This window comes from Pacificoceanicola algae (genome assembly GCF_049341065.1).
Classification (GTDB): Bacteria; Pseudomonadota; Alphaproteobacteria; order Rhodobacterales; family Rhodobacteraceae; genus Pacificoceanicola.
The window spans coordinates 386,005-400,408 of the sequence record NZ_JBMPIX010000003.1 but is presented as its reverse complement, the minus strand read 5'-3'; the positions used below and the strand labels follow the sequence as shown (position 1 = coordinate 400,408).

14 protein-coding genes and 1 tRNA gene are annotated in these 14,404 nt (G+C 58.1%); 10 read left to right on the top strand and 5 right to left on the bottom strand.

The window, feature by feature from the left end; genetic code table 11:
* Positions 1–36: 36 nt before the first annotated feature.
* The 3 genes from ACOYQJ_RS06820 (at position 37) to ACOYQJ_RS06810 (ending at position 3,238) form a co-directional block, all read left to right on the top strand.
* A complete protein-coding gene (locus tag ACOYQJ_RS06820) occupies positions 37–960 on the top strand; it encodes a LysR family transcriptional regulator (RefSeq protein WP_422905254.1) in 924 nt (307 codons plus the stop codon).
* Positions 961–973: 13 nt separating this feature from the next.
* Positions 974–1,840 carry an SUMF1/EgtB/PvdO family nonheme iron enzyme gene (locus tag ACOYQJ_RS06815; RefSeq protein ID WP_422905253.1) on the top strand — a complete coding sequence of 289 codons (867 nt, stop codon included), beginning with the start codon at positions 974–976 and terminating at the stop codon, positions 1,838–1,840.
* Positions 1,841–2,206: 366 nt separating this feature from the next.
* Positions 2,207–3,238 carry a hypothetical protein gene (locus tag ACOYQJ_RS06810; RefSeq protein WP_422905252.1) on the top strand — a complete coding sequence of 344 codons (1,032 nt, stop codon included), beginning with the start codon at positions 2,207–2,209 and terminating at the stop codon, positions 3,236–3,238.
* 202 nt (positions 3,239–3,440) lie between these two features.
* On the opposite strand, the gene ACOYQJ_RS06805 is transcribed toward ACOYQJ_RS06810, so the two are convergent.
* Positions 3,441–4,328, bottom strand: coding sequence for a viperin family antiviral radical SAM protein (locus tag ACOYQJ_RS06805; protein WP_422905251.1), 888 nt, complete (start codon positions 4,326–4,328; stop codon positions 3,441–3,443).
* 423 nt (positions 4,329–4,751) lie between these two features.
* Between ACOYQJ_RS06805 and ACOYQJ_RS06800 the strand changes: the two genes are divergently transcribed.
* Positions 4,752–4,937, top strand: coding sequence for a hypothetical protein (locus ACOYQJ_RS06800; protein WP_422905250.1), 186 nt, complete (start codon positions 4,752–4,754; stop codon positions 4,935–4,937).
* A gap of 263 nt (positions 4,938–5,200) precedes the next feature.
* Here ACOYQJ_RS06800 and ACOYQJ_RS06795 read toward each other — a convergent pair whose 3' ends face one another.
* The 3 genes from ACOYQJ_RS06795 to ACOYQJ_RS06785 all read right to left on the bottom strand — a co-directional run bounded on the left by ACOYQJ_RS06795 (position 5,201) and on the right by ACOYQJ_RS06785 (position 6,915).
* Positions 5,201–5,743 carry a uracil-DNA glycosylase family protein gene (locus ACOYQJ_RS06795; protein WP_422905249.1) on the bottom strand — a complete coding sequence of 181 codons (543 nt, stop codon included), beginning with the start codon at positions 5,741–5,743 and terminating at the stop codon, positions 5,201–5,203.
* A gap of 238 nt (positions 5,744–5,981) precedes the next feature.
* Complete coding sequence (locus tag ACOYQJ_RS06790; RefSeq protein WP_422905248.1) at positions 5,982–6,392, bottom strand: hypothetical protein; 411 nt, start codon at positions 6,390–6,392, stop codon at positions 5,982–5,984.
* A gap of 446 nt (positions 6,393–6,838) precedes the next feature.
* Positions 6,839–6,915: transfer RNA gene (locus ACOYQJ_RS06785), tRNA-Ile, on the bottom strand.
* Positions 6,916–7,019: 104 nt separating this feature from the next.
* Here ACOYQJ_RS06785 and purM point away from each other — a divergent pair.
* The 6 genes from purM (at position 7,020) to tsf (ending at position 13,200) form a co-directional block, all read left to right on the top strand.
* Positions 7,020–8,066 (top strand): phosphoribosylformylglycinamidine cyclo-ligase, encoded by a 1,047-nt coding sequence (purM, locus tag ACOYQJ_RS06780; RefSeq protein WP_422905247.1) that lies wholly within the window; start codon positions 7,020–7,022, stop codon positions 8,064–8,066.
* Positions 8,063–8,659: a phosphoribosylglycinamide formyltransferase gene (gene purN, locus ACOYQJ_RS06775; protein ID WP_422905246.1), complete on the top strand. Its 597-nt coding sequence runs from the start codon at positions 8,063–8,065 to the stop codon at positions 8,657–8,659. Before purM ends, purN begins: the two co-directional genes overlap by 4 nt.
* 80 nt (positions 8,660–8,739) lie before the next feature.
* A complete protein-coding gene (gene rnd, locus ACOYQJ_RS06770) occupies positions 8,740–9,897 on the top strand; it encodes a ribonuclease D (protein WP_422905245.1) in 1,158 nt (385 codons plus the stop codon).
* A gap of 74 nt (positions 9,898–9,971) precedes the next feature.
* Positions 9,972–11,270 (top strand): HupE/UreJ family protein, encoded by a 1,299-nt coding sequence (locus ACOYQJ_RS06765; protein ID WP_422905244.1) that lies wholly within the window; start codon positions 9,972–9,974, stop codon positions 11,268–11,270.
* Between the two features lie 177 nt (positions 11,271–11,447).
* The gene (gene rpsB / locus ACOYQJ_RS06760; protein WP_422905243.1) at positions 11,448–12,224 is read left to right on the top strand and encodes a 30S ribosomal protein S2; all 777 of its coding nucleotides are present in this window, start codon (positions 11,448–11,450) and stop codon (positions 12,222–12,224) included.
* 100 nt (positions 12,225–12,324) lie between these two features.
* Positions 12,325–13,200, top strand: coding sequence for a translation elongation factor Ts (gene tsf / locus ACOYQJ_RS06755; protein WP_422905242.1), 876 nt, complete (start codon positions 12,325–12,327; stop codon positions 13,198–13,200).
* Between the two features lie 433 nt (positions 13,201–13,633).
* Here tsf and ACOYQJ_RS06750 read toward each other — a convergent pair whose 3' ends face one another.
* Positions 13,634–14,398 carry a LuxR family transcriptional regulator gene (locus ACOYQJ_RS06750; RefSeq protein ID WP_422905241.1) on the bottom strand — a complete coding sequence of 255 codons (765 nt, stop codon included), beginning with the start codon at positions 14,396–14,398 and terminating at the stop codon, positions 13,634–13,636.
* Positions 14,399–14,404: the final 6 nt, after the last annotated feature.

Below are 14,404 nucleotides of genomic sequence, written 5' to 3'. Positions count from 1 at the left end.
GGTTCCCCGGTGTCTGTCCTCGAGCAAAGGCCTGTCATGGACCGCAAGCATGTCGTTTTTCTGAAAGTCGCGGAACTGGGCAACATAACGGCTGCCGCCAACGCGTTACACATTGCTCAGCCCAGCTTGACACGAACCATCTCGTCGCTCGAAGAGGCCTTTGGCACAAAGCTCTTCTTGCGGCAGCCGCGCGGCATGAAATTGACCGAGGAAGGGCTTGTACTTTACCGGCACCTCAAGGAAATGGAAGCCGTCTATAACCGCGCCTGCCGCGACGTCGAAAGCGTAAAACGCGGCTTTCACGATGCCGTTCGCATCGGCTGCGGGCTGACATACCAGTTGCTACTGATGCCGGAAATTCTGCGCCGCCTCTGGCGCGACTTTCCGCAATCCTCGTTCCAGATCCAAACCGGCTCTGCCGAGGATCATGCCCGCGCGCTGCGGGACGGAGAGCTGGATTTCGTCATCACCGCCGCAATTGAAAAGGTCGAAGACCCCTTGATAGAGGTCACGCGGTTATGTCGGATCGAACATGGCGTTGCGCATTGGCCCGGCGTTCTTCCGGACATTCCCGACACCGAGAAGATGCCAATGCAAGCACTTGAGGACCTGTCGTGGGTCCTGTTCCAGATTGAACCGCAACTGAAATCGAGCATGGAGAACCGGTTCTACGAGCTCGAGCTTGCGCCGCCTCGGATTGCGCTGACCACCTCGTCTCTGCAACTGGGGCTGGAATTGCTCAGGACGAATGGCATGGTCATGTCCGTCCCGACATTGCTGCGGCACTGGCTGCGCGAACGCGGATACCGGCTTCACGCGACAAGCGAACCGATCTGGCAACTCGACTCGGGGATCGCCACACTCAAGGCCAATCACGACCATCCCATCGCCGAGGCGCTGAAGAGCCACGCGAAAGAGCTTGTTCAGTCTCTACCGGTCTTCGCGGCCCCAGAGACGTGAGGGAAAGCGCACTATGCCCGACACACCTCCCCCCCTCGCGCATTTCGCTGCTGTCAAGAGTTGGGCCGGCACCCGACACCCGGTCATTCCGGACGACGGTGAAGGCAGCATCCGGCGCGCGTCGCTGCGCGCCTTCTCCATGGAATGCCACGCGGTTTCCGTCGCCCGTTTTGCAACCTTCGTGTCCGAGACGGGATATCGGACCGAAGCGGAAGAAATCGGATGGTCCTACGTCTTTCGCGGGCTGCTGTCCCGGCCGGACGCCGCGGATCTTCTTGGCGGCTACGACAAGGCGGGCTGGTGGTGGGCGATCGGTGGGGCGCACTGGCGGTTTCCGTCGGGCCCCGAAGAGCCCGCCGCGCCGGAGGACCATCCAGTGACGCAAGTCTCGTGGAACGACGCGCGGGCCTTTGCCGCCTGGTCGGGGGGGCGACTGCCGACAGAGGTGGAGTGGGAACACGCCGCGCGCGGAGGTCTGGACGAACGGCGCTATCCTTGGGGCGACAATGAACCGACGGACGAGGACCCCTGCTGCAACATCTGGCAGGGACGTTTCCCCGATTTGAACACCTGTATCGACGGGTATTATGGCACGGCCCCCGTGGATGCGTTTTTTCCGAACTCCGCCGGGGTTTGCAACGCGTCTGGAAACGTCTGGGAATGGACCGCGGATCCCTACCGGATCCCGTCGCTGAAATCCAGGGCTAAGGCCCGCAATGTGCAAGCAAAACGGCACGGCGAGAGGCTCTTGAAAGGTGGCTCGTTTCTGTGTCATCCCAGCTATTGCTGGCGCTATCGCATCGCCGCCCGAACAGGACGCGCCCCGGATACGGCCGCCAGCCACACGGGGTTCCGGCTCGTCCACAGTGCGGACCCATGAAGACTTTGCGGTAGCACAGTTCAATTGGCCGACCGCGCCGCACCACAACGCAAATGTCATCTCCCAGATTTTTTCGCTGCGTCGGAGTAAGTTTGGTCTACGTTCGCTCTGGGCTGCGGAAAGTTCGCGAGTGGCATAGACCATGCGGCCGCAGCGAAAGTCCGGTCTGGCGACGATGCGCCGCAGCACTTGACGATGCTGGCAATGGCCGGTCTGGGCCGATCGGGCAATTGCCAATCACGATGTGCCAAGCTCATTCTAAGATCGCAGCCCGCACGGCAAACGCTTACGAAGACCGAACGCTTGTCATATAGAAAACCTATCTATGGTGACAAGCGATCAAAACCCGAGGCTACGCAGACAACAATGACTCAAACCCTGATTCCCTTCGATCAAAATGAGCGGTTTGCACGTTTATTGCTCGACCCGGAAGACTACTGCGACATCGGTGGGATGTCTTTGAAGAACTTCATGCTCGGAGCGCGTGTTGGGGGCGTTGGTGGCAACGAAGCGCAGCACAGGTCCTGGACCAGAATGCGCAAGACGGGCAAGGCGACAAAAGCATCTGTCAGCAAGTTCATCGGCAATCTTGAAGCCAAATACCAACTGTCCTTCGCAAACCCGTTTGATGTCCGTTCAGAGGTTCTCCAACTCGGCAGATGGTCAATCGCGGAACCGGGACTTCGCGCGAGGGGGGCGCGGACGCTCAAGGCCATTGAACATGCCGTCGTTGCCTCCGATCACTTTCAGGGGGTCGCTGCCTGCGGTGGGCCGAAAGCGCTTGCTGCTGAACTACGCCGTGCTCCGAAATCTCGCGTTGCTCCGCTTTTCCACGACTGTGCGAGCTTGCTTGAAACAACCAACCGCGCCGATTTGCGGGTTATCATGGCGCCGATACATATTTACGTTGTGAGCGTCGTTGTCTTTAATTTGCTAATCGAAACCGGGCCAGATAGGCCCAAGAGCGTCCAGTCGCTCCGGAAGCTTGCGTGTGGCGATGACACCCGCAGAGGCCCACGGCTGGCTTTAGCAAGTTGGCTGGACACGGCCCAAGGCGAACTTCGCTACGAAACGAAAAGCGGCTTCTACGCTGCGCTCTCTCCGCATTTGGATCCTGAAACCGCGCGCATTGAATGGTCAAAGGTTGCAAGTGGAAGAGACGTGCCACCACTGGACAGGTTGCGAAATGATCTCAAACGCGTCAGCGAAACCTCAGACGTGTGCAAAGCCAACTCCGACCTCCACGACCAGCTCGATTTGGGGCTGTGCTATTGTGCCTTTGTCGCGCGGTCCTACGAGTATCTGCGGAAGCAGAACGCCACCAAGGCGCACAAGGTGTTTCTGCTCGCCGCGGCCGAGGTTGAGGAGAGCTGGAGCGAGGCAAATCAGCCTGTGTAGCGATTTGCCGGCCCATTCAAAACCCGTTCCACATCGCGCCGGAAGTTGCGAAAAGCTCGGCGATCGCTGGGAGTGCTTGGCACCGTTACAAAGCCACCAGTCGGTGACACCAGCCTCCCGTGTTTACGTTTTCGGACATACTGCCAGCCCTCTCGTACGCGCGATTGTACCTCTTTCTCAATCTCTCTGCTGGTCGAGTATTTCATGACGTGCTCTCCAGAGGTTGGTAGCGCGCAAGAAACCTGTTGATGGAGAATGGAATTTGCGCAAACGCGTCCTCAATTCCGATGTCGAGAATGCGTTCGCTGTAGAAATACCCCTTACCGTCCAGCCTGTTCTGGAAGAAGCGACCATGCGGATCGATCATAAGATAGGACTGGACCATCGAGGGGTTATCCTCGACGGAAAGGATGCGCTGGAAAGCGGAGTGGCGGCTGACAAACCTTTCGAATGCCGCTTCATCCACGGTCAGTTCGTCATTGTAAGACGGCAGCATTCGTAGGATCTTCCAACGGTCTGGCGCAATCTTGGAAATGAGTGCCGAGAAATCTTCTTCGGCATTCACCGCATTTACGACCGTGTTCAGCTTGATCTGCAGTGTAGGGTTGGTGGTGCGCAATTCGCGAACCAAGTCGATAAGATCGTCCGAGCCGATCTGCGCGCGCTTTCTATCCACCCGTCCGATCGCCAAATTCCCGTCGCAATTGGTGGAGTCCACACTGAGACCGAGCATTGAAATTCTTGATGCAATATTACGCAGCGTCTCGGGACAGCTGCCATTGGTTATCAAACTCACGTCAAACCCGGCTGCAACGGCGTGATCCACCACGTGACTGAGCTCGCCCGCCCAAAGCGTCGGCTCACCTCCGGCAATGTTAAGTCGCGGCCGGCGGGCAAAACGTTGTTCCCAAAGCAGGTTTTCAGGTGAAAGAAACCGGCCCAGTTCCAATATCAGCGACCTACACGCAGCATGATCGCGCCAAAGTTCCGAAGTCTTTGGTTTGGACCAATGCGCATAGCAAAATTTGCAACGGTAATTGCAGGCTTCTGTAACATGCCAATTCGTCACGAGTTGAGGTTGAAGTTCCATTGCGCTCTCCTTGCAAAAGTGTGCTTGAAGAAATGGCAGATGCGGGCAGCGCAAAGACGTGGGATTCTCGGGACATTTTAATTGATCTTGGGCTCTGTAATGCCTGCAAGACTTGCCTGTGACATAAGTTCTGCCTATCCAGGTCACTCATTTGACTTCCCCTCCGGACCGGTGGGGAAGTCCCGTTCTGCTATCAACCGCCAGCTCCAAATGCTGCACTATCCATGAATGACCGGTTCGGTGACGCTGCTCTGCAGCGGCGGCATTCCAGATCAATGGCAGCTCAGGGCCGGTCACGCCGTCAGGCTTGGCGCGCTAAGGTGGGGGCTGCCGCGCCGCCGCAGATCTGATTCGAGGCCATTGCAGCCGTAGCGAAAATCAATCATCGAGACAGCAGTACATTATGAATGAAAGGCAAGTAAAATGTCGACGAAAACAAGTTTGAAGAACGCGCTATCAAGCATTGATGATGCAAAAAGAAAACTGAAGAAACTGCCGCTGCCCGAAAATGTTGATATTGAACGTGATATCAAGAGGGTAGTTCGAGAATTGGAAGATGCTGAAAATTCGATCAACCGAGCGTTAAGAGACGTAAGACGGGCTGAATAGGAGCACACGATAACCTTCTGGCCGCGAGTTGGCATTCGAGCACCTCATCAACCGTAGCAACGCAAGCCGCCAGAAAGCGGAAACCGTCTAAGAAAAACCTATTTGCAGGGAGCCGCTTTGTGCCACGAACTGTGATTTTCGAACCTGGCCAGATTCTGCTCGCGCAGCGAATGTCTCCTTCGAGGAGGCGCGTTGCAGCGACCCGAAGCTTTACTCCAAGTCCTCATTGGGCCGTCTTGGCAATGATTTTGAGCGCAGTGATTCTATCGATGGACCCGAAATGGATGTACCATCTGGTAGGTTTCTTGGGTCCATAGCCTGATTTTCTCCGCCCGAGGTTGGCCAACGTAACGTCGATTCCAAGCACTTGATGATGGATGGCCGCACACAAATACCTCAATCTCTGGAAAATTGGCAACGAGCCTTTCAGCAAGCCATTGCGGCTTTGTCCCTGCCAACAGAATACGAACAATGCCTGATTGTAGGAGTTGTTGGTTCAGCCTGACGATGTTTACATCGCACATGACCTCAGGCCTTGTCGGTTCAGTATTTCCATCATATCCAGCTTGGCCCTTATAGCGCGGCAGTGGGTGTGCGTTGAGCAAGGTATAGTCATCGCGGTCCTCCGAGGGGAACTTAGCAGGGCTTATAGCGCTGATGATCCGAATCATCGCAGCAAGGTGTGTCCCTGCATCCCCGATGAAGGGCCTGCCTTGTTCTTCTTCTTGTGCTCCAGGGCAGGCACCCATAAGTGCGATCTCCGGATGTTGATCCCCAAGGCGGTAGTCGGGTCCTGCAAGGCACATTACTTCACTCCGGTTGGTCTCTTTTGTCCGCGTTTCCGACCTCCAACAGTCAAGCCATGCTGCACAATGCCTCGAATGGCGGGTATTGGGAAGCTACGCTGCGGCAATGGCGATCCTGGCCAACGGCGGCATTGGGCCGATGGTGCATAGATATGTGGCCGAATGAGCCATTGTTACACGGAGGCCGAGACGCTGCTCTTATTTCCTATTTCCGATTCTACAAAATTTGTCTCTCTCGTTATCGTCTTAGTGTGGCGATAGAATGGTAGGTGCCATCGCTGTCCTTGTATTTCCAGGTTCCATTCCATACGTTTTCATTGCCAGCCGTTATAGACGCGTTAAGTTGGTTTAATGAGGGAAAGCTTTCACCGGTGTCGGTGCGTTTCCATGCCCCATCTTCCGCCGTAGCGGAATACTCTTTCCGTTTGTAGGTTCTGAAAATAATGAATCCGTGCGGGAAGGTTACACCGTTTCGGGTATCTGTGTAGCCGTTGGCAGCGCTATTAGTTTCGTTCACCGAGGAAGCGTCAGAGTTGCACTGGCAACCAAGCACACGGCGCAAGATGGCGTCTTCCGTTTCCTCACCTTCCACTCGATGAGCCCAGATCGTTGCGAAGACGTCGGTGGAAATCGAGATTGATCGGTTCATCAGCTTCCCTCCCTGCTTTGAGTGGAAAATAGTAGATAGTGCTATTTGTTGTCAAGGCCGGGGTTGGGTTGTTTGGCCGGACTGCTTGTTTGCCGCTCGTGTACTGCGTCGGGTTTGCCAGTCTGGGGCATGATCGTTGGCGCAGAGCACCAGGGTGGGTTGGGGACCCATGATCTGGCTGCCTGTTGATGCCTGCGAGGATGGACCACATACTGTGCCATCGACGCAGGAGGAAATGCTGATGGCATCGCTCTTGGCGAGGGCTGCACACGTGCGGTGATCTGGAAAATTGCCGCGGTTTGGCTGCAAAAAAACAACGACGCTGTCGAAGCCGAGAAGAAGTTGGTTGCTGCACGCTTGGGGGGGGCGGCACCCGCCAGAATGCATGGAAAGGTTCAATGAACCTTGGGCGCATTCTGGAGAAGGTAAAAAACCCCTTATTTTATTGGTAGGCCCGGAGGGACTCGAACCCCCAACCAAGGCGTTATGAGCGCCCTGCTCTAACCAATTGAGCTACAGGCCCACCGTAGCGCACTGAGTATCAGAGAGTCTTGCAAGGTCAAGCAGGGACATTGCAGGGAGGCTCACAATGGGCTATCGCGGCGCCAATTGCCAAGGAGAGTCCCGATGAGCGAAGCCAAAACCCCAGTGACCTATGCGCAGGCCGGCGTGGATATCGACGCGGGCAATGCCCTTGTGGACCGGATCAAACCGGCGGCGAAAAAGACAAACCGACCGGGCGTGATGTCTGGCCTTGGGGGATTTGGCGCGCTCTTCGATCTGAAGGGGGCAGGCTATAGCGATCCGATCCTTGTGGCGGCCACCGATGGCGTTGGCACCAAACTGCGCATCGCCATCGACACCGGCCACGTCGACGGCGTCGGCATCGATCTGGTCGCCATGTGCGTCAACGATCTGGTGTGCCAAGGCGCTGAGCCGCTGTTCTTCCTTGACTACTTTGCCACAGGCAAGCTGGACACCGACACTGCTGCGCGTGTGGTCGAAGGCATCGCCGAGGGTTGCGCGCAATCGGGATGCGCCCTGATCGGCGGCGAAACAGCCGAGATGCCGGGCATGTACCCAGCGGGCGATTTTGACCTTGCGGGCTTTGCCGTGGGCGCGATGGAGCGCGGCTCTGACCTGCCTGCGGGTGTGGCCGAGGGCGATGTCTTGCTCGGGCTGGCCTCGGACGGGGTGCATTCCAACGGCTACAGCCTTGTGCGCAAACTGGTCGAGATTTCGGGCCTTGGCTGGGACGCCGATTGCCCTTGGGGTGACGGCTCGCTTGGGGCGGCCTTGCTGACACCGACGCGGCTGTACGTGAAATCCGCTCTGGGGGCCGTGCGGGCAGGGGGCGTGCACGCGCTGGCCCATATCACGGGCGGCGGCCTGACCGAAAACCTGCCGCGCGTTCTGCCCGAAGGCATGGGCGCCAACATTGATTTGGACGCATGGGATCTGCCCCCGGTGTTCAAATGGATGCAAGCGACCGGCAATATCGAAAGCGCCGAGATGCTCAAGACCTTCAACTGCGGGATCGGCATGATCCTCGTGGTCAGCGCGGACCGGGCCGACGCCTTGAAAGCCAAGTTGCAAAACGCTGGCGAAAGCGTCTTTACGCTTGGCACAGTGACGGGCGGCGAAGGTGTGGCCTATGAGGGCGCGCTGTCGTGAAGCGCGTCGCGATCCTGATTTCGGGCGGCGGCTCGAACATGATCAAGCTGGTGGAAAGCATGGTCGGGGATCATCCGGCGCGCGCCATCGTGGTGGCCTCGAATGATCCGTGCGCGGGCGGTCTGACAAAGGCCGCTGAAATGGGGATTACCACATTTTCCGTCGATCATCGCCCCTTTGGCAAGGATCGCGCCGCGTTTGAAGCCGCGCTCCAGCAGGCGCTGGCGCCACATGCGCCTGATATCATCTGCCTTGCCGGATTCATGCGCGTCCTGACGGCGGGTTTTGTTCAGCCATGGGCGGGCAAGATGCTGAATATCCACCCCTCGCTTTTGCCCAAATACAAGGGCCTGCACACCCATGCGCGCGCGCTGGAGGCTGGCGACGCCGAGGCCGGATGCACCGTGCACGAGGTCACGCCGGAACTGGACGATGGCCCCATTCTTGGCCAGGCGCGGGTGCCGGTTATGCCGGGCGATACGCCTGATACCCTTGCAGCGCGCGTTCTGGTGCAGGAACATCGGCTGTATCCAGCGGTTCTGCGCCGCTTTGCTGCGGGCGACAAGACTCCGGTTTTGCTGTCCGGCGAATAAATTTCCCTTGGGCGTGAAATCGGCTAAGGTCGGGGCACGAGGCGCAGCGGGACAAGAAAAACGAGGAAGATCACCTGCTCATGCAGACCATCACCAAGACCGAAGAACTGGCCGCCTTTTGCGCTAAAGCCAAAGACCAGCCCTATGTCACCGTCGACACCGAGTTCCTGAGGGAACGCACCTATTATTCCAAACTCTGCCTGATCCAACTGGCGCTTCCGGGCAAGGATGACAGCAACGCGGTGCTTGTCGATCCGCTGGTGGACGGGCTGTCGCTTGATCCGCTGATTGATCTCTTTCGCAATGAGAACGTGGTCAAGGTGTTCCATGCCGCACGGCAGGATCTTGAGATTTTCTTTATTGATTACAAGGTGATCCCCACGCCCTTGTTTGACACGCAGGTGGCCGCCATGGTCTGCGGCTTTGGCGAACAGGTGGGCTATGAAACCCTTGTGAAACGTATCGCCAAACAGCAGGTAGACAAGTCTTCGCGCTTTACCGATTGGTCGCGGCGCCCGCTGACCGATGCGCAAAAGACCTATGCGCTGGCCGACGTCACCCACCTGCGCCAGATCTACGAATTTCTTGCCCGCAAGCTGGACGAAAGCGGACGCGCCCGCTGGGTGGCCGAGGAGCTTGCCACCCTGACCACCCCGGCGACCTATATCTCGCTTCCTCAGGATGCGTGGAAACGGATTCGGACCCGCTCCAATGCGCCCAAGTTCCTTGCCATCGTGCGCGAATTGGCCGCCTTCCGCGAGGATTTTGCCCAAAGCCGCAATATCCCGCGCACCAGGGTGTTCAAAGACGACGCGCTGGTCGAACTGGCGTCGACCAAGCCGCAAAACATGGGCGATCTCGGTCGATCCCGCCTGCTGCTGCGCGAAGCCCGCAAAGGCGAGATTGCCGAAGGTATCCTCAAGGCGGTGCAGGACGGCCTCAACTGCCCAAAGGACAAGCTGCCCGAGGTCGATCTGAGCCGGGAAAAGCTGCAAGTGAACCCAGCGCTGGCCGATCTGTTGCGGGTGTTGCTCAAGGCGCGGACCGAAAGCTCGGGGGTGGCCTCCAAGCTGATCGCCCCGGCCGCCGATCTCGATGCGATTGCCGCTGGGCTGCGCGATGTCCCGGCGCTGTCGGGCTGGCGGCGTGAAGTTTTTGGCGATGACGCATTGCGACTGTGCGAGGGGAAAATCGCGCTTGCCGCCAAAGGGAAAAACGTCGAAGTCATCGAACTGTAGGGGACCTCAAGATTTTCCCTTGAACATCCGGTGCTTTGCATCACTTTCCTCTATCAAAATATGTGGAGAGTAGCATGCGCGTCTTCGGAGCAATCCTGATCTGGTTAGTCTCGGTCTCGGCCGCCCTTTCGCATGAGGTGCGTCCGGCCATCGCAGATCTGACCGCCGCGAATGGCAAGGTCTCCCTGTCGCTGGAGCTGAACGCCGAGGCGCTTTTGGCCGGGGTCGATCTTGAGGGACTTTCGGACACCAACGAAAGCGAAGCCTCGGGCGATGTGGACGCGCTGCGCGCCTTGCCGCCAGAGGAGATCGCCAGTCGTCTGCGCGCTGCGGTGCCGGGGTTTGTTGCCGCCATGGGGCTCAGCGCCGACGGCACGCTTGTTGCGCTCGAGGTCACGGATATAGCGGTGCCGCCGATAGGGGATCTTGATTTGCCGCGCGACACGGTGCTCGGCATTGAAGGCAACCTTCCTGCCGGTGCGGAAACGGTGGAGATGCAATGGCCCGCGCGCTATGGTACTCTGGTGCTAAGGCAAGTCGGAGTCGAAGACGGCTATACCGGCTATCTGGCAGGCGACAGCAGCGGCCCGATTGCCGTTCAGGGCGGCGGAGCCCTGGGCGCCGTGGCAACGTTTGCCTCTTATATCCCGGTCGGATTTGACCACATCCTGCCCAAGGGGTTGGACCATATACTTTTTGTATTGGGGCTGTTTTTTCTATCGACGCACCTGCGCCCGCTGCTATGGCAAATCTCGGCTTTCACGCTGGCGCATACGGTCACTTTGGCTTTGGGTGCATTGGGTTATGTGAACATTCCCGCTTCCATCGTCGAACCGATCATCGCCGCTTCGATCGTCTACGTGGCTGTAGAAAATATCGTGTCGGACAAGCTGCACAGATGGCGCCCGGCAGTGATCTTTGTGTTTGGCCTGCTGCACGGACTGGGATTTGCCAGCGTGCTGGGCGAATTCGGCCTGCCCAAGGCGCAGTTCTTTCCGGCGTTGATCGGGTTCAACATCGGCGTCGAGATCGGCCAGCTGACGGTCATTTCGCTGGCCTTCCTGCTGGTCTGGCTGGCACAGCGCGTCGATGAAGGCGAGGCAGATATTCGCACCGGGCAAATCGTTTATGGCATATTGGTGCTGGGTTTCGTGGGCCTCAGCTTTGCGCTGAACGGGCCCGGCTTTGTCGAAAGCATGGGGGCAGGGGCGCCGACCTTCTTCTGGCCACTTGCCGTTATCAGCCTGCTGTGTTTCCTGTCGGTCACCTACCTTGACCGGCTCGAAGCCTATCGCCGGTTCGTCGCTGTGCCGACCTCGCTTGGGATTGCCGTGATCGGGGCCTATTGGTTCGTCGAACGCGTCTTTTTGTAAGCCGACAAGGCCGTGGGCACTTTGCCCCTTGCCATCCCCACACAGGCAGTCTAAAGGCTCGCGCACGAACCCCGCAGGCGGGGGCGGGCATTGGGACAGACATCCCCCAACGTCCACCGGTTGAGGCAGACGCCTTGATCCCCCGCCGAGGATATGAAACCGGAAAGGATTTACGGCATGGCTCTTCCTGAGTTCACCATGCGTCAGCTGCTTGAAGCTGGCGTTCACTTTGGCCACCAGACGCAGCGTTGGAACCCCCGCATGGGCGAGTTCATCTATGGCGCGCGCAACGGCATCCACATCATGGACCTGACACAGACTGTTCCGCTGCTGGATCAGGCTCTGAAAGCGATCCGCGACACCGTCGCCAAAGGCGGCCGCGTTCTGTTTGTCGGCACCAAGCGTCAGGCGGCTCAGCCCGTCGCGGATGCGGCCGAGAAATGCGCACAGTATTACATGAACCACCGCTGGCTCGGTGGCACGCTGACCAACTGGCAGACCGTGTCGCAGTCCATCAGCCGTCTCAAGAAGATCGACGAACTGATGGAGCAGGGCGCCGAAGGCCTGACCAAGAAAGAACGTCTGGGCATGGAGCGTGACCAGCTCAAGCTGGAAGCCTCGCTGGGCGGGATTCGCGAAATGGGCGGCGTGCCGGACATGCTGTTCGTCATCGACGTCAAAAAAGAAGCGCTGGCCGTGGCCGAAGCCAACAAGCTGGGCATCCCGGTTGTGGCGATCGTCGACACCAACTGCTCGCCCGATGGCATCGACTACATCATCCCCGGCAACGACGACGCCGCCCGTGCCATCGCCCTGTATTGCGATCTGGCCTCGCGCGCTGCTCTGGACGGTATGACCGGCCAGATGGAAGCCGCTGGTGTTGATCTTGGCGCGCTCGAAGAGGCCCCGACCGAAGAGCTGCTGACCGAGGCAGGCGAGGCTACCGCCGAGTAATTCCAGCTGTCGCACACGCGACATCTGTTTCGTGATATAGTCCGGGCGGGCCTTCGGGGCCGCCCCTTATCCGCACTTATATATCGAGGAGAGCCAAATCATGGCGATCACAGCTGCACAGGTGAAAGAACTGCGCGAAATGACCGGCGCAGGCATGATGGATGCCAAGAAAGCCTTGGTCGAAACCGACGGCAACGTCGAGGCCGCCGTTGACTGGCTGCGTACCAAGGGTCTTGCCAAGGCCGCCAAGAAGTCCGACCGCACTGCGGCCGAGGGCCTTGTGGCCGTCAAGGTTGAAGGTGGCAAAGGTGTCGCGGTTGAAGTGAACTCGGAAACCGACTTTGTTGCCAAGAATGCTGACTTCCAGCAGATGGTTGGCGGAATTGCCGACGTTGCTCTGACCGTGTCCGATGTCGAGGCGCTGAAAGCGGCTGACCTGGGCGGCAAGACCGTGTCCGACGTCATCACCGACAAGATCGCCACCATCGGCGAAAACATGTCCGTGCGCCGTATGGCCACTGTCGAGGGCGAAGTTGTTGCGGCCTATGTGCACAACGCAGCCACCGCTGGCATGGGCCAGATCGGTGTGCTGGTTGCGCTCAAGGGCGGTGACGAGGCCTTTGGCCGTCAGGTTGCCATGCACATCGCAGCGGCCAACCCAGCCGCTCTGTCCGAAGCTGACCTTGATCCGGCTGTTGTCGAAAAGGAAAAGCAGGTCCAGATCGATATCGCCAAGGAATCGGGCAAGCCCGACGCCGTGATCGAAAAGATGATCGTTGGCCGCATGAAAAAGTTCCTCGCCGAAGTGACCCTGACCGGGCAGCAATTCGCGCTGAACCCCGACATCACCGTCGAGCAGGCCGCCAAGGAAGCTGGCGCCGAAATCGTCGGTTTTGTGCGTATGCAGGTTGGTGAAGGCATCGAAAAGGTCGAAGAAGACTTTGCCGCCGAAGTTGCCAAAGCCGCTCAGGGCTAAGGGACACAAGGGTAAAACCCCTGTCACTGTTGAAAATAGGAAAGCCGTCCCATAAAGGGACGGCTTTTTTTGATTGGTGAAGTTACAGGCAAGCACCAACCAAAGTAGGATCCGGGGCCCCCAAGAGACATTGGGGATGAGATGAGGACCCCGGAAGGGACGCTGGCCCAGCAAGGCGGTAATTGCCCTGCCGGAACCAGCACGAAACCTCAGAGCCCGAAAATCGTCGGGATACGGTCTCTGCGTTCCATGGCCTAAGGCCACCACTCACGGAACATCTGTACTTTGACAAATGACGGTACGTAACGAAAGTGGGGTTTTCCAGACCTAAGGGAAACTCAGCGTTTTTCACGCTGAATTCACGCAGACAGAGTGTTTCTGATAAATCTACAATCAAAAGTAAATAGAGGCCCATGCCTTGGGGCAGGGCGCTTTACCTTGCTTCGATGATGTACATCTGGTTGTGAAAGGCCGCTTTGGCCACCGCTTGCGCCGTGGTTTCCACGTTCAAGGTTTCACGTGCAAGACGAAGATGTTTTTCGATCGTAGCCTGCGTAAGTCCCATGATTTGCGCGATATCTTGCATGGTTTTGCCATCGCCAACCCATTCGAGCGCCTCGCGCTGGCGCGGTGTCAGGGTCTGGTTTTGCAAGGGAACAGGAAGCGTCAGGATCTTGAGGTGAACGATGTTGTTCAACAGGATGATATCCTGACCGTCCTTTTCCCAGATCGCGTCCGCCTGATCCTGGTTCATTTCCGCCCGAGTCGTCAGGGAAATCGCGCCCTTGGCGCGGCTGGAGACGGATTTGAAGCTGATCGTATAGCCAGCGTGCACTTTGTGGGACAGGTTGAACTCAACAACCTTGCGGGCATTCTCAGACAGGCTTCCAGCCGTGATCTGTTCAGCCAGCGCGCGCCAGCTGCAATGGCCTTCGTTTGTCATGGCCCAATTGACCATCGGCGCATGGCGATAAAGGCCGTCCTCGACAAAGCCTTTGCGATAGGCTGGGGTGTGGTTGGTCAGGATAACGAAATCATTTGGATCGCCGAGTGAATTTTCCGTCCGGAAGTTTGTGAAGCCATAAATCAGCCGATCGAACCCATATGTGGCCATACGTTCGCAATGCGCGCTCCACAGCGCTTCGACGCTATCCATATTCGTCAGCTCGATCAGATAGTCGCGCAACTCGGCCTTCATTTTCTG

Excerpts from the sequence above, each read along its gene's own strand:
- ACOYQJ_RS06820 (WP_422905254.1), top strand. The coding sequence starts at position 37 with ATGGACCGCAAGCATGTCGTTTTTCTGAAAGTCGCGGAACTGGGCAAC.
- ACOYQJ_RS06815 (WP_422905253.1), top strand. The coding sequence starts at position 974 with ATGCCCGACACACCTCCCCCCCTCGCGCATTTCGCTGCTGTCAAGAGT.
- ACOYQJ_RS06810 (WP_422905252.1), top strand. The coding sequence starts at position 2,207 with ATGACTCAAACCCTGATTCCCTTCGATCAAAATGAGCGGTTTGCACGT.
- ACOYQJ_RS06805 (WP_422905251.1), bottom strand. The coding sequence starts at position 4,328 with ATGGAACTTCAACCTCAACTCGTGACGAATTGGCATGTTACAGAAGCC.
- ACOYQJ_RS06800 (WP_422905250.1), top strand. The coding sequence starts at position 4,752 with ATGTCGACGAAAACAAGTTTGAAGAACGCGCTATCAAGCATTGATGAT.
- ACOYQJ_RS06795 (WP_422905249.1), bottom strand. The coding sequence starts at position 5,743 with ATGTGCCTTGCAGGACCCGACTACCGCCTTGGGGATCAACATCCGGAG.
- ACOYQJ_RS06790 (WP_422905248.1), bottom strand. The coding sequence starts at position 6,392 with ATGAACCGATCAATCTCGATTTCCACCGACGTCTTCGCAACGATCTGG.
- purM (WP_422905247.1), top strand. The coding sequence starts at position 7,020 with ATGAGCGAAGCCAAAACCCCAGTGACCTATGCGCAGGCCGGCGTGGAT.
- rnd (WP_422905245.1), top strand. The coding sequence starts at position 8,740 with ATGCAGACCATCACCAAGACCGAAGAACTGGCCGCCTTTTGCGCTAAA.
- ACOYQJ_RS06765 (WP_422905244.1), top strand. The coding sequence starts at position 9,972 with ATGCGCGTCTTCGGAGCAATCCTGATCTGGTTAGTCTCGGTCTCGGCC.
- rpsB (WP_422905243.1), top strand. The coding sequence starts at position 11,448 with ATGGCTCTTCCTGAGTTCACCATGCGTCAGCTGCTTGAAGCTGGCGTT.
- tsf (WP_422905242.1), top strand. The coding sequence starts at position 12,325 with ATGGCGATCACAGCTGCACAGGTGAAAGAACTGCGCGAAATGACCGGC.
- ACOYQJ_RS06750 (WP_422905241.1), bottom strand. The coding sequence starts at position 14,398 with ATGAAGGCCGAGTTGCGCGACTATCTGATCGAGCTGACGAATATGGAT.